9 protein-coding genes are annotated in these 15,121 nt (G+C 65.1%); 8 read left to right on the top strand and 1 reads right to left on the bottom strand.

The window, feature by feature from the left end; all coding sequences use genetic code 11:
- The first annotated feature begins 55 nt into the window (after positions 1–55).
- The 8 genes from AX724_RS01815 to AX724_RS01780 all read left to right on the top strand — a co-directional run bounded on the left by AX724_RS01815 (position 56) and on the right by AX724_RS01780 (position 14,581).
- Positions 56–2,431, top strand: a complete 2,376-nt coding sequence (locus AX724_RS01815; RefSeq protein WP_066763012.1) for a glycoside hydrolase family 3 N-terminal domain-containing protein — start codon at positions 56–58, stop codon at positions 2,429–2,431.
- Positions 2,428–4,788 (top strand): glycoside hydrolase family 3 N-terminal domain-containing protein, encoded by a 2,361-nt coding sequence (locus tag AX724_RS01810; protein WP_066762972.1) that lies wholly within the window; start codon positions 2,428–2,430, stop codon positions 4,786–4,788. The genes AX724_RS01815 and AX724_RS01810 overlap by 4 nt, the downstream gene beginning before the upstream one ends.
- A gap of 14 nt (positions 4,789–4,802) precedes the next feature.
- Positions 4,803–6,014, top strand: coding sequence for a D-mannonate dehydratase ManD (manD, locus tag AX724_RS01805; protein ID WP_066762968.1), 1,212 nt, complete (start codon positions 4,803–4,805; stop codon positions 6,012–6,014).
- 5 nt (positions 6,015–6,019) lie between these two features.
- On the top strand, positions 6,020–7,303 hold the full coding sequence (locus AX724_RS01800) for an MFS transporter (protein ID WP_066763009.1): 1,284 nt from the start codon (positions 6,020–6,022) through the stop codon (positions 7,301–7,303).
- Positions 7,300–8,712 carry a glucuronate isomerase gene (uxaC, locus tag AX724_RS01795; RefSeq protein WP_066762966.1) on the top strand — a complete coding sequence of 471 codons (1,413 nt, stop codon included), beginning with the start codon at positions 7,300–7,302 and terminating at the stop codon, positions 8,710–8,712. The genes AX724_RS01800 and uxaC overlap by 4 nt, the downstream gene beginning before the upstream one ends.
- Complete coding sequence (locus AX724_RS01790; protein ID WP_066762960.1) at positions 8,709–10,193, top strand: mannitol dehydrogenase family protein; 1,485 nt, start codon at positions 8,709–8,711, stop codon at positions 10,191–10,193. Before uxaC ends, AX724_RS01790 begins: the two co-directional genes overlap by 4 nt.
- A gap of 122 nt (positions 10,194–10,315) precedes the next feature.
- Positions 10,316–13,237, top strand: a complete 2,922-nt coding sequence (locus AX724_RS01785; RefSeq protein ID WP_066762958.1) for a TonB-dependent receptor — start codon at positions 10,316–10,318, stop codon at positions 13,235–13,237.
- 120 nt (positions 13,238–13,357) lie between these two features.
- Complete coding sequence (locus tag AX724_RS01780; protein WP_066762955.1) at positions 13,358–14,581, top strand: SGNH/GDSL hydrolase family protein; 1,224 nt, start codon at positions 13,358–13,360, stop codon at positions 14,579–14,581.
- Between the two features lie 2 nt (positions 14,582–14,583).
- Here the strand turns inward: AX724_RS01780 and AX724_RS01775 are convergent, their stop codons facing one another.
- Positions 14,584–15,075 carry an Lrp/AsnC family transcriptional regulator gene (locus tag AX724_RS01775; protein WP_066762951.1) on the bottom strand — a complete coding sequence of 164 codons (492 nt, stop codon included), beginning with the start codon at positions 15,073–15,075 and terminating at the stop codon, positions 14,584–14,586.
- Positions 15,076–15,121: the final 46 nt, after the last annotated feature.

The following is a 15,121-nucleotide window of genomic DNA, read 5'->3' as shown; positions in this document are numbered from 1 at the left end:
ATTTGCTGCTGCAAGCGAAAAGGCAGCCGCGGATCAAAAAACGGAGGGGGTTTTCGTGACATATCTCGGCAAGATCCTGACAGCCTCGACCGCCCTCGCGCTCAGCCTGGCCTTGCCGGTCCTGACGGCGCAGGCCGCGCCCGCCACCCAGAGTGAGCGCCCGCTCTACAAGGACGCTGCCGCCCCCGTCGAATCGCGCGTCGACGATCTTCTGTCGCGCATGACGCTGGACGAGAAGATCGCCCAGATCACGACCGTCTGGGAAGGCAAGGTCGCGATATTCGACGACAGGCTCCAGCTCGATCCGGCGAAGCTCGCCGCGAAATATCCCAACGGTCTTGGCCATTTCGCTCGCCCGTCCGATGCGAAAGGGGCGGTGAGTCCCCGGGTCGTGCCAGGACGCACCCCGCGCCAGACGGTCGCGCTGGTCAACGCCCTGCAGACATGGGCGACGACGCAGACCCGCCTTGGCATCCCGATCCTGTTCCATGAGGAAGGGCTGCACGGCTATGCGGCCGTCGGCGCGACCAGCTTTCCGCAGGCCATCGCCATGGCGTCCTCCTTCGATCCGGCGATGCTGCGGGCGGTGAACCGGGTCATTGCCCGCGAAATCCGCTCGCGGGGCGTCAGTCTCGTCCTTTCGCCGGTGGTCGACATCGCCCGCGACCCGCGCTGGGGCCGGATCGAGGAGACGTTCGGCGAAGACCCCTATCTTGCCGGCGAGATGGGCGTCGCGGCGGTGGAGGGATTGCAGGGCGAAGGGCGCGCACGCGTGCTTGGCCCCGGCAAGGTGTTCGCCACCTTGAAGCATCTGACCGGCCATGGGCAGCCCGAAAGCGGCACCAATATCGGCCCCGCGCCCTATTCCGAACGCGAACTGCGCGAAAATTTCTTCCCGCCCTTCGAACAGGTGGTGAAGCGCACCGGGATCGAGGCGGTTATGGCCTCCTATAACGAGATTGACGGCGTGCCGAGCCACGCCAATCGCTGGCTGCTGCAGGACGTGCTGCGCGGCGAATGGGGGTTCAAGGGCGCGGTCGTGTCCGACTATTCGGCGATCGACCAGCTGATGAGCATCCACCATATCGTGCCCGATCTGGATGGTGCGGCGGTCCGCGCTCTGGACGCGGGCGTGGACGCGGACCTGCCCGACGGCATTTCCTACGCCAGGCTCGGCACGCTGGTGCGCGAAGGCAAGGTCAGCGAGGCGCAGGTCGACCGGGCGGTGCGCCGGATGCTGGAGCTGAAGTTCCGCGCCGGCCTGTTCGAGAACCCCTATGCCGACGCCGCCGCTTCGGAGAAGATCACCAACAACGCCGAAGCCCGTGCGCTGGCGCTGACGGCGGCGCAGCGTTCGATCACCCTGCTCAAGAATGACGGCATGCTGCCGCTGAAGCCCGAAGGCAGCATCGCGGTCATCGGGCCGAGCGCCGCCGTCGCACGGCTGGGCGGCTATTATGGCCAGCCCCCGCACAGCGTCTCCATTCTCGACGGCATCAAGGCCAAGGTCGGCAAGCGCGCGACCATCGTCTTCGCGCAGGGCGTCAGGATCACCGAGGATGACGACTGGTGGGCGGACAAGGTGGTGAAGTCCGATCCCTTAGAAAACCGCAGGCTGATCGCGCAGGCCGTGGAGGCGGCGCGGGGCGTGGACCGGATCGTGCTGACGCTGGGCGACACCGAACAGTCGAGCCGCGAAGGCTGGGCCGACAACCATCTGGGCGACCGCTCCAGCCTCGACCTCGTCGGCGAGCAGCAGGAACTGTTCGATGCGCTAAAGGCGCTGGGCAAGCCGATTACGGTCATCCTCATCAACGGCCGCCCCGCCTCGACCGTCAAGATCAGCGAGCAGGCGAATGCCCTGCTGGAAGGCTGGTATCTGGGCGAACAGGGCGGCAATGCCGTCGCCGACGTCCTGTTCGGCGACGTCAATCCGGGGGGCAAGCTGCCCGTCACCGTGCCGCGCTCGGTCGGCCAGCTGCCGATGTTCTACAATGCCAAGCCCTCCGCGCGGCGCGGCTATCTGTTCGACACCACCGACCCGCTCTACCCCTTCGGCTTCGGCCTCAGCTACACCAGTTTCGACCTGTCGGCGCCGAAACTGGCAGCGGCCAGCATCGGCAGGGGCGGGCAGACGACTGTCTTGGTCGTTGTCCGCAACAGCGGCCAGCGCGAAGGCGACGAGGTCGTCCAGCTCTACATCCGCGACAAGGTGAGTTCCGTCACCCGGCCGATCAAGGAGCTGAAGGGCTTCGAGCGCGTGACGCTCAAGCCCGGCGAGAGCCGCACCGTCAGCTTCGCCATCACGCCCGAAAGCCTCCAGATGTGGAATGACGAGATGCACCGCGTCGTCGAGCCGGGAGAGTTTGAGATCATGACCGGCAATTCGTCGGTCGCGCTCCAGTCCGCCACGCTGACGGTGACGCCATGAGCCTGTCGCGCCGCCACGCTCTCGGCGTGCTTGCCTCCACCGCTGCCACCCCGGCGCTGGCGAAAGCGCGCAGCGGCTTGCTCTACAAGGATGCGTCGGCTCCCATCGACCTGCGCGTCCGCGATCTCCTGTCGCGCATGACGCTGGAAGAGAAGGTCGCGCAGATCATCGCGCTCTGGGCGACCAAGGCGGAGGTCATGGACGGCATCGCTTTCTCCCCGGCCAAGGCGAGCGCCGCCTACCCCAACGGGTTCGGCCAGATCACCCGCCCGTCCGACAAGCGCGGCGCGGCGGGAGACGCCAACCAGGCGGGGGGCGTGGGCGCGCGCTGGCGCACGCCGCAGCAGACGGTCGACTTCGTCACCGCCGTCCAGAAATGGGCGCTGGAAGAAACGCGGCTCGGCATCCCGGTCCTGTTTCACGAGGAATCCCTGCACGGCTATATGGCGACCGAGGCGACCATGTTCCCGATGGCGATCGGCATGGCGGGCAGTTTCGACCGCGACCTGATGCGCGAAGTCCAGTCCGTGATCGCCCGCGAAGTGCGTGCGCGCGGCGTGCATCTGGCGCTGTCGCCAGTGGTCGACATCGCCCGCGATCCCCGCTGGGGCCGGATCGAGGAGACGTTCGGCGAAGACCCTTATCTTTGCGGCGAGATGGGCGTTGCCGCCGTCCTTGGCCTTCAGGGTGAAAGCAAACAGCTTGGCCCGGACAAGGTCATGGCGACGTTGAAGCATATGACCGGCCACGGCCAGCCGCAGGCGGGAGAGAATGTCGCCCCCGCGCCGATCAGCCAGCGCGAATTGCGGGAGAATTTCTTCCCGCCCTTCCGCGAAGTGGTGAAGCGCACCGGCATAGCCGCGGTCATGCCCAGCTATAACGAGATTGACGGCGTCCCCAGCCACCAGAACAAATGGCTGCTGGGCGATGTGCTGCGCGGCGAATGGCATTTCGATGGCGCGGTCGTCAGCGACTATGGCGCGATCCACGAACTCGACACCATCCACCATGTCCAGCCCGACCCGCAGGCCGCCGCGCGCGCCGCGCTGCGCGCCGGCGTGGATTGCGAGCTGCCCGACGGGACCACCTATCGGACGCTGGTGGAACAGGTCCGCAGCGGGAAAATCCCCACAGAAGCGGTCGACATCGCAGCCAAGCGCATGTTGACGCTCAAATTCCGCGCGGGCCTGTTCGAAAATCCCTGGCCGCGCAAGGATCATGCGGCGATCACCGGCAACAAGGAAGCCCGCGCGCTGGCGCTCAAGGCTGCGCATCGCTCCATCGCGCTGCTCAAGAATGACGGCACGCTGCCGCTCAACCCTGGCGCGCACAAGCGGGTCGCGGTCATCGGTCCCAACGCCGCCGTCGCTCGGCTTGGCGGTTATTCCAGCGTGCCGCGCCAGACCGTCTCGCTGCTGGAAGGCATCACCGCCAAGCTCAAGGGCAAGGCGGAGATCGTTCATGCGCAGGGCGTCTTCATCACCCAGAGCGAGGATCGTTCGGCGGACGCGGTGCTGCTGGCGGACCCGGCGAAGAATCGCGACCTGATCGCGCAGGCGGTGGAGGTCGCGAGGTCGGCCGACATCGTTATCCTCGCCATCGGCGACACCGAACAGACCAGCCGAGAGGGCTTTGCCAAGAACCATCTGGGCGATCGCACCAGCCTGGATCTGGTCGGTGAACAGAATGACCTGTTCGCGGCGATGAAGGCGGCCGGCAAGCCTGTCGTGGTCTGCGCCATCAACGGCCGCCCGCCCAGTTACCCGACCGTGGCGGAGGGCGCGAACGCACTGCTCGAATGCTGGTATCCGGGGCAGGAAGGCGGCACCGCCATGGCCGACATCCTGTTCGGCGATGTCAATCCGGGCGGCAAGCTGCCCGTCACCGTCGCGCGCGACGCGGGGCAGGTGCCGATCTTCTACAACCGCAAGCCGTCCGCCCGGCGCGGCTATGTGTTCGAGGATATCTCGCCCCTTTATCCGTTCGGATATGGCCTCAGCTACACGACGTTCGAATTTGGAAAGCCACGACTTTCCTCTTCACGCATCGGCGTGGGCGGGGACGTGACGGTCGAAGTGGACGTGCGCAACAGCGGAACGCGCGCGGGCGACGAGGTCGTCCAGCTCTATATCCGCGACCGCGTTGCCAGCGTGACCCGCCCGATCAAGGAACTGAAGGGCTTCGAACGCATCACCCTGGCGCCCGGCGAGACGAGGACCGTCCGCATCGCGCTTGGCCCCCAGGCCTTCTCGCTCTGGAACCTCGACATGGAGGAAGTGGTCGAGCCGGGCCTGTTCGACATCATGGTCGGGCCGGACAGCGAAAATCTACAGACCATCGCGCTTGAAATCATCTGAACAGGACTGCCCAAATGCCCAAGATCATTGATGCCAAGGTTATCGTCACCTGCCCCGGCCGCAATTTCGTCACGCTCAAGATCATCACGGACGCGGGCGTGTACGGCCTGGGCGACGCGACGCTGAACGGGCGAGAATTATCGGTCGCCAGCTATCTGACCGACCATGTCATTCCGTGCCTGATCGGCCGGGATGCGCACCGGATCGAGGATATCTGGCAATATCTCTACAAGGGCGCCTATTGGCGTCGCGGCCCTGTCACCATGTCGGCGATCGCGGCGGTCGACACCGCGCTCTGGGACATCAAGGGCAAGATTGCGGGCCTGCCGGTCTATCAGCTGCTGGGCGGGGCGAGCCGCGAAGGCGTGATGGTCTATGGCCATGCCAACGGCACCACGATCGAGGACACGATCAACGCGGCACTGGAATATCAGGCGCAGGGTTACAAGGCGATCCGCATCCAGTGCGGCGTGCCGGGCATGGCGTCCACCTATGGCGTCAGCAAGGACAAATATTTCTACGAGCCCGCAGACGCCGACCTGCCGACCGAGAATGTGTGGAACACCCCCAAATATATGCGCGTGGTGCCCGAACTGTTCAAAGCCGCGCGCGAGGCGCTGGGCTGGGACGTCCACCTGCTGCACGACATCCATCACCGCCTGACGCCGATCGAGGCGGGGCGGCTGGGCAAGGACCTGGAGCAATATCGTCCCTTCTGGCTGGAGGACGCGACCCCGGCCGAAAATCAGGAAGCGTTCAGGCTGATCCGCCAGCACACCACGTCGCCGCTGGCGGTGGGCGAGATTTTCAACACGATCTGGGACGCCAAGGACCTGATCCAGAACCAGTTGATCGACTATATCCGCGCGACCGTGGTCCATGCCGGCGGCATTACCCACCTGCGCCGGATCGCCGCGCTGGCGGACCTCTACCAGATTCGCACCGGATGCCATGGCGCGACCGACCTGTCGCCGGTCTGCATGGCCGCCGCGCTGCATTTCGACCTTAGCGTCCCCAATTTCGGGGTGCAGGAATATATGCGCCATACCGAGGAAACGGACGCGGTTTTCCCGCATGCCTACACCTTCGCCAACGGCATGATGCATCCGGGCGACGCGCCGGGCCTTGGCGTCGACATCGACGAGGAACTGGCCGCCAAATATGAATATAGCCGCGCCTTCCTGCCGGTGAACCGGCTGGAAGACGGTACGATGTACAATTGGTGATCGCGATGACGCAGGCGATTCCCAAACCCTCAGGCAAGGTCCGCTGGATCGTCTGCGGCCTTTTGTTCGCGGCCGTGGTGCTGAGCTATATCGACCGGCTGGTGCTGCCGACGCTGAAGCCCGATCTTCAGGCGCGTTACGGCTGGAGCGAAAGCGGTTATGCCGACCTCGCCATCTGGTTTCAGGCGGGATATGGCGTCGCCTATGTCGTTTTCGGCCGGCTGATCGACCGGATCGGCGCGCGCGCGGGCTATGCGCTCGCGGTGACGCTGTGGACCATTGGCCATGTCGCGCATATCTTCTTCACCTCGACGGCGGGGATGTTGCTTGCGCGCATTCCGCTCGCCATCGGGGAGGCGGGGACGTTTCCCGCCGCCATCGCCGCGACCAATGAATGGTTCCCCAAGAAGGAACGCGCCTTCGCCATCGGCATCTTCAATGCCGGGTCGAATGTCGGGGCGATCCTGACGCCGCTGATCGTGCCGGTCATCGCGGTGTCGCTCGGCTGGCGCTGGGCCTTCATCCTGACCGGCCTGCTGACCGTCGCCTGGCTCGCCGCCTGGCTCAGCTTCTACCGCCGCCCGCGCGAGAAGAAGGGGCTTTCGCGGCAAGAACTGGCCTGGATCGAGACCGATCCGGTGGAGGGGCAGCGCCCGGTCAAATGGGCCACCCTGTTCCGCCACCGCCAGACCTGGGCCTATATGATGGGGCGGTTCCTGATCGATCCGGTGTGGTGGACCTTCCTCTTCTGGCTGCCCGATTTCTTCAACAAGCAATATGGCGTCAAGATGCTGGACTTCGGTCCGCCGCTGATCGCCGTCTATCTGCTGGCCGATATAGGATCGGTCGCGGGCGGATGGACATCGTCGCGCCTGATGGGCCGCGGCTGGAGCGTCAACCGCGCGCGCAAGAGCGCGATGCTGCTGGCTGCCTCATGCGCCCTACCCATCGCCTTTGCGGCCCATTCGCCGTCCATGTGGGTCGCGGTGGGACTGATCGGCCTTGCCTGTGCAGGGCATCAGGGCTTTTCCGCCAATCTCTACGCCTTGCCCGGCGATGTGTTTCCGCGCTCGATGGCGGGGTCGGTCGTCGGCCTGGGTGGCCTTGCGGGTGCTGTCGGCGGAATGCTGATGGCGAAATTCGCCGGCGTCATCCTGGAAACCATCGGCAGTTACGGCCCCATCTTCGCCGTCGCGTCCGTCGCCTATCTGGTCGCGCTGGCGGTCATTCACCTTCTTCTGCCCCGCTATCAGCCGGTGGCGATCATCCCTTCCGAAAGCGCCGCATGACACGACCCTTGCGTCTTCATCCCGATCGTCTCCTGCCATCCGATCCCGCAACTCGCGCCATCGCCCGTTCGCTCTACGAGACGGTCAGGAACCTGCCCATCGTCAGCCCGCACGGCCACACCGATCCGCGCTGGTTCGCCTATGACCAGCCCTTTGCGAACCCCGCCGACCTGCTGATCGTGCCGGACCATTATGTGTTCCGCATGCTCTACAGCCAGGGGGTAAAGCTGGAGGAACTGGGCGTGCCCACGATCGATGGCAGCCCGACCGAGACGGATCCGCGCGCCATCTGGCATCGCTTCGCCGCGCACTACCATCTGTTCCGGGGCACGCCTTCGCGCATGTGGCTGGACTGGGTCTTTGTCGAGGCGTTCGGCATCGACGTGCGGCTGGATGCGACGACGGCCGGCCATTATTACGACGTCATCGACGCGGCGCTCAAGACGGACGCCTTCCGCCCACGCGCGCTGTTCGAACGCTATAACATAGAGGTGATCGCGACGACGGAGGGGCCGCTCGACCCGCTCGACCATCATCGCGCCATCCGCGCGTCGGGCTGGGGCGGCCGGGTCATCACCGCCTATCGCCCGGACCCGGTGCTGGACCCGGACGATCCGCGCTTCATCGACAATGTCGAGCGCTTCTGCGCGATGGCGGGCGAGGATCGCAGCTATGCCGGCTATCTGCGCGCGCATGAAAAGCGGCGCGCCGCTTTTCGGGAAGCGGGCGCGACATCGACCGACCATGGGCACCCCAGCGCCTTCACCGCCAATCTTTCGTCGCAAGAGGCGCAGGCGCTGTTCAATCGGGTGACGGCCGGCCCGGTGGACGCGAAGGACGCGGAGCTTTTCCGCGGCCATATGCTGGTGCAGATGGCGCGCATGTCGATCGAGGACGGCATGGTGATGCAATTGCATCCGGGCGTCCACCGCAGCCATAATGACGCCCTTCGCGCGCGTTTCGGCCGCGACAAGGGCGCCGACATCCCGGCGGCGGGCGAATTCGTCCGGGCGCTCAAGCCCTTGCTCGACCTTTACGGCAACGATCCCCGTCTGACGCTCATCCTCTTCACGCTGGACGAGGACGTCTATTCGCGGGAGCTTGCCCCGCTCGCCGGACATTATCCGGCGCTGCGGCTGGGGCCGCCCTGGTGGTTCCATGATAGTCCCGAAGGGATGCGCCGCTTCCGCGAACGGATGACGGAGACCGCCGGCTTCTACAATACGGTGGGCTTCAACGACGACACCCGTGCGTTTCTGTCGATCCCGGCGCGTCATGACGTCGCCCGCCGCATGGATTGCGCCTGGCTGGCGCAACTGGTCGCTGAACATCGGCTGGACGAGGATGAGGCGCATGAGGTCGCCCGCGAACTTGCCTACGACCTGGTGAAAAAGGCCTACAAGCTGTGAACAGACTGTCGTCCGCCACGCTGGCGGATTTGCCGGGCGACGTCATCCGCCCGGCCTATGATCGTGCCGCCGTCAGCCGTGGGGTCGTGCATATCGGCATCGGCGCGTTCCACCGCGCGCATCAGGCGATATTCTTCGACGACGCGCTGAACGGGGGCGACATGCGCTGGGGCATCGTCGGCGCCTCGCTTCGCTCCCCGGCCGTGCGCGACCAGATGGCGCCGCAGGACGGCCTTTATACGATGCTGGTGCGTGACGGATCGGCCGAGCAGGCGCGCATCGTCGGCGCGGTGCAACGGGTGATCGTCGCGCCGGAGGAACCGATCGCGCTGATCGAGGCGATGGCATCGGCCGACACGCATATCGTCACCCTGACCATCACCGAAAAGGGCTACAAGCTCGACCTCGCGACCGGCGGATTGATGGAAGAGGACGCGCAGCTGGCGGCCGATCTCCTCTCGCTCCAACGGCCGCAGACCGCGCCCGGCTATATCGTTGCCGCGCTGGCGCGTCGTCGCGCCGCCGGGCTGCCGCCCTTCACCGCCATCAGTTGCGACAATCTGCCGCACAACGGCGCGCGGTTGCGGGACGCCGTGATCGCGCTCGCCCGGCGCCACGATGCGGCGCTGGCTGACTGGATCGCAGCGGAAGGGGCCTTCCCCCAGACGATGGTGGACCGTATCGTTCCCGCCACCACGCCCAACGACATCGCATCGCTTTCCGCGCGGCTTGGCGTGGAGGATCTGGCGATGGTCAAGACAGAGCCGTTCCGCCAGTGGGTGATCGAGGATCGGTTCTGCGGCCCGCGCCCGGATTTCGGCGAGGGCGTCCAGTTGACCGACGATGTGGCGCCCTGGGAGGAGGCGAAGTTGCGCCTGCTCAATGGCGCGCATAGCGGCATCGCCTATCTGGGCGGGCTGGCCGGGATCGATCATGTGCATGAGGTTCTGGCGCTGCCGGACGCGCGCCATTTCGTGAAGGCTCTGTGGGACGAGACCGAAACGACATTGTCGCCGCCGCCGGGTCTGGACGTGGCAGCCTATCGCTGCGCGCTGATGGCGCGGTTCGACAATCCGACGCTCGCCCACCGGACGCGGCAGATCGCCATGGACGGGTCGCAGAAGCTGCCGCAGCGCTTGCTCGCGCCGATCGCCGCTCGGCTCGGCCAGGGGCGGGGGATCGACGCCTTGTCGCTGGCGGTGGCGGCGTGGATCCGATGGCAGGCGGGATTGGACGATGACGGAGCGGCCCATCAGGTGGATGATCCGCTGGCGGGCGAGATGGCGGAACGGCTGTCCCACGCGGACATGGCTTCGGAGCGAGTCGATGCGATGCTTGGCTTTGCTGCGATCGTTCCCACAGACCTCGCCGGAAACGAGCATCTGCGCCAGTCGCTCACGCGCTGGCTGATCGTGCTGGAAGAAGAAGGCGCGCTGGCCGCCCTCCGGCAACTGCGACATTCCGATCACAGAAAGCTGTAACGTTACCATTTATGTTTGGCTCATGTTGACAGGGCCGTGTCGCGCGCTATTAGGTTGCACTGATAGCGCTAACAGTTGGCTTGCAAACAGGTCATAGGCGCTAGGTTCGGAGAGGGTTTCCTATGTCTGCTCATATCCACGCTTTTCGTGCTGCGCTTTTCGCAGCTTCCGCAGTCGGGTCGCTGGGCCTGGCGTCCGTCGCCTTCGCGCAGGATGCCGCGGCCCCGCAGGACGCTGCGCCGCAGGCCGCGCCTGCCGATGACGTCGCCGAGATCGTCGTGACCGGCATTCGCGGATCGCTGCAAAGTGCCACCAACGCCAAGAAGAATGCCGTCGCTTTCGGTGACTCGATCTTCGCCGAAGACATCGGCAAGCTGCCCGCCACCAACCTTGCCGAAACGCTGAACCGCATGCCGGGCGTCCGCCTGAACCGCGACATTACCGGCGAAGGCACGCAGGTCGCGATCCGCGGCCTTGGCCCCAGCTTCTCGAAGGTGCTGCTGAACGGATCGCAGATCGCGGTCGCGTCGGACGGTGGCACCACCGGCGGTGGCGGCGGCAATCGCGAAGTCGATCTCGACTTCTTCCCGTCCGAACTCTTCACCCGCCTCGACCTTGCGAAGTCGGCATCGGCGCATACGATCGAAGGCGGCATTGCCGGCACGGTCAACCTTCAGAACGCCCGTCCGTTCGACAAGCCCGGCACCCACGTTACGGTCGTCGCGCAGGGGCAATATTCCGACACCAATGACAAGGTCGGCCCGCGCGGCGCGATCGTGGCCAGCCATACCACCGACACGTTCGGCATCCTGCTGGGCGTTGCGGGCGTGAAGACCAAGACGCGAGTCGACGGGTTCGAAACCATCGGCTGGACCGACGGCAATCTGGGCGTTGGCGATCCGGGCGGCAATAATTTCGCCTATGCATCCGTGGTCCCGCGCAACACAGGTCATGGTCTGGTCGCCGGACAGCCGGTGGACGTCGTCGCGACGTCTGGCCTGACGCGCGATCAGCTGAGCCGTGCGATCATCCCGCGCCTTGGCCGCAATTCGCTGACCGAAGGCGACCGTTCGCGGATTTCGGCGCTCGCCTCGATGGAATGGCGTCCCAGCGACACGCTGCATTTCGCCATCGACGGCATTTGGGCGAAGTCGACCCGCGACTATACCAAGGTCAACATGAACTGGCAGGTCCGCAACTCGGGACCGGGTTCGACCCCGCAGTCGACCGGCGGCATGATCCCGATCGACCTGACCGTGGACGAGAATAATGTCGTCACCAGCGGCACCTTCGCGAACTCGTCCTTCTTCCTCGAATCCAGCATCTTCAAGCAGACGACCCATTTCTGGAACGTCAGCCCCAGCATGACATGGGAACCCACCGACAAGCTAAAGATCGTCGCCAACCTCAACATGTCCAAGAGCCGCTTCTTCCGCGAGCAGCCGACCTGGGCGTTCCAGACCACGCCGCAGTCGGGCGTCGATGTCTATTATGACAATTCGAACGGCTATTATCCGCAGATCACGACCAACATCGATCTGAACAGCCCGCAGGCCGGATGGCAATGGTATCGCCAGAATGTGCAGAATGTTCGCCGCCGCACCGAAACGCAGGGCGCGCATCTGGACCTGACTTATGGCGACGACTTCCTGAATGTGAAGCTTGGCGCAGCCTATGACCGCGCCAAGCGGGTCGTGCGCGCCTATGACAACAGTTCCGCCTATCAGGCGACGGTGTGCGGCGCGACCTGCGCCGGCCTGACCGGGTCGATCACCAACGCGCAGGTGCCGCAATATCTGATGCCGTTCCCGGTCAGCAATTTCGGCCATCTCGCCAATGGCCCGGTTGGCTACACAGCGTTCGTCGTGCCTGATTTCCAGAAGATCATCGACGCCACCAACTACGCGCAGTTCCGCGACAATGCCCCCGAAGCGCGCGGCGCTGTCACCGGTGGCGCCACGGGCGATGTCGACGAAAAGGTCTGGGGCGCCTATTTCGAGGTGAACGGACGGACGACCCTGCTTGGCCGCGACCTCGATGTGAATGCCGGGATGCGCTATGCCCGCACCCGGCAGAATGTTCTCGGCCCGAGCCAGGTCGGCAACACGATCGTGGATATCGAAGCCAATTCGACCTACGAAAATTTCCTGCCAGCGCTCAACGTGACTTGGAGCGCGGCGGACAATGTCAAGCTGCGTTTCTCCGCCTCGCGCACCATGACGCGGCCGGAAGCAGGGCAGATCCTGCCGGGTCTGACCTTCTCCGATCCGTCGGCTCTGGAAGCAAGCGCGGGCAACCCGAACCTCAAGCCCTACACGTCGAACAATTACGACCTTGGCGGTGAATTCTACACCGGCGGCATCGGCTATGTCGGCCTTGCCGCGTTCCAGAAGGATATCAACGGCTTCACCCTGACGCAGGTCAGCCAGGCGAGCTTCGGTTCGCTGAATATCCCGTTCGACAATCTTCAGTCGACGCAGCAGAACGCGCTGCGTGACCGTGCGGCCCGGACCGGCGTTGCGATCGAGAATCTCCCGGTCAACGTCAACCGCCCGATCAATCTGCAGTCGCTGCGCCTGCGCGGGCTGGAGGCGACCTGGGTGCAGCCGCTCGATTTCCTGGTGAAGGGGATCGGCTTTTCGGTCAACGGCACTTACATCAAGCAGTCGTCCAACTCGGTCGACGCCCAGGGCAACAAGCTGGTCGCGACCGGCGTTCCGAAATGGTCCTACAATCTTCAGGGCTTCTACGAAACCGACGCCCTGTCGGTCAGCCTGAACTATGTCTGGAACGACAAGACGATCACCAGCGGCTACAATCAGAACGGCATTTCCAACGCCTATCTGGGCAGCGATTCGCGCGGTCAGCTCGACCTGTCGGCTGGTTATCAGCTCCCCTTCATGAACAAGGCGATGCGCCTGACGCTGGATGTGCTCAACATCACGAATGAGCCGATCCGGAGCATCTTTGCCTACGATAACGCCCCTTATTCCATCTACTATCCCGGCCGACAGGTTCTGGCCGGTATCCGGGCGAACTTCTGATCCTCCCCCAAGGACAACTATGGGGCCGGCGGCAGCGCCGGCCCCTTTTTCTTAATCGCTGGACAATTTTCGCCGTTCGGGCTGAGCCTTTTTAAAGCCCTTTTCCGCTCGGGAGCTGAAATGCGATCGCTGATCTTCCTGCCCTTGGCCCTCATCGCCGCGACGCCCGCGCAGGCGAAGGATTGCGCAACCGTCCAGGTCGCCGCCTGGGCCTCGGCGCAATATGAGCCCGTCAACGACGCGGTCCTGCCGCCCGGCACGCTCAAGGACCAGACGCTCCGTCAGATCGTCCGCCCCTCCATATCGGGGGAGCAGCTGCGCGTGCGCATTTCCAATCTCGCTGGCACCCAGCCCTTGCGGATCGCGGGGGCCAGCATCGCGCGGGCGCTGGGCAGCGCTTCGCCCGCCATCGACCCGGCCAGCGTCACCGCGCTGCGCTTCGACAGCCGCGCGACGGTGATCGTCCCGCCGGGCGCGGACTATCTCTCCGATCCGGTCGCGCTGCCGGTAAAGGCGCTGGAGACGATCGCCATTTCCATCCGCTACGACGGGGAGCCGGAACAGACATCCCATCCCGGTTCGCGCGCGACCTCCTGGCATCTTCCGGGCGATCATCTGGCGGACGGGACGATGGACGGCGCGGCGCATTTCGACCACTGGTTCCACCTCGCCGCGCTGGAGGTGGACCGATGCGCGCCCGCCCGCACGATCGTCGCGCTGGGCGATTCCATCACGGACGGGCGCGGTTCCACGACCAACGGCAATGATCGCTGGACGGACCGGCTGGCGGAGCGGCTGCAGGCGGATCCGAAGCGCCGGAACATCGCCGTGGTCAATCAGGGGATCGGCGGCAACCGTCTGCTGGACGACGGCCTCGGGCCCAGCGCGCTTGCGCGGCTGGACCGCGACGTGCTGGCGCAACCGGGCGTCACGCACCTCATCCTGCTCGAAGGGGTCAACGACCTTGGCACGCTGACGCGCGACGCGCCGGTGAGCAGGGAAGCGCATCAGGCCCATGTAGCGCGCATCATCGGTGCGTACCGGCAGATCGTCGCCAGGGCGCATGGCAAGGGGATCAAGGTGATCGGTGCGACGATCCTGCCCTATGGCGATAATGATTATTATCATCCCGACGCGCAGAACGAGGCGGACCGGCAGGCGGTGAACGCCTGGATCAGGATGCCCGGACATTTCGACGCGGTGATCGATTTCGATCGGGCGATGCGCGATCCCGCGCGTCCCGACCGGCTGCTAAAGGCCTATGATGTCGGCGATGGCCTCCATCCTTCGCCGGCGGGGTACAAGGCGATGGGCGATGCGATCCCGCTCGGCCTTTTCGACTGACCCTATTTCCCGCCCCGCGTCCGCCGGCTCCCGGCTTCCAGCACCGTCTCCATCGCCACGAATGTCGATGTGCTGGCGACATGGGGCAGGGCGCTGATCTTTTCGCCCAGCACTGCGCGGTAACGGCGGATGTCGGCGGTCCGCACTTTCAGCAGATAGTCGAAATTGCTCGCCAGCATATGACATTCCTCGACTTCGGGGATGCGCCGGACCGCTGCATTGAACTGGTTGAGGGCGGCTTCCCGCGTGTCGCTGAGCTTCACCTCCGTAAAGGCGACATGGTCCATGCCGAGCTTTGCCGGATCGACGATCGCCCGGAAGCCGCGAATGACGCCGCTCGCCTGCAAGCGCCGCAGCCGCACCTGGCAGGGCGTCTTGGACAGGCCGACCGCCGCCGCGAGATCAGTGACGGTCATCCGCCCATCCTCCACCAGAGCAGCGACGATGCGCCGGTCGTGATCGTCCAGTTCGACCTTGTCGGGATCATTTGTCATCTGGTCTGGCTATCACGGCGCTGAAGATAAGTCACTTTGGCTAGAT

This window comes from Sphingobium sp. CCH11-B1 (assembly GCF_001556865.1).
GTDB lineage: Bacteria > Pseudomonadota > Alphaproteobacteria > Sphingomonadales > Sphingomonadaceae > Sphingobium.
Note: the sequence above shows the minus strand (reverse complement) of the source record. Positions and strands in the feature narration are given on the sequence as shown.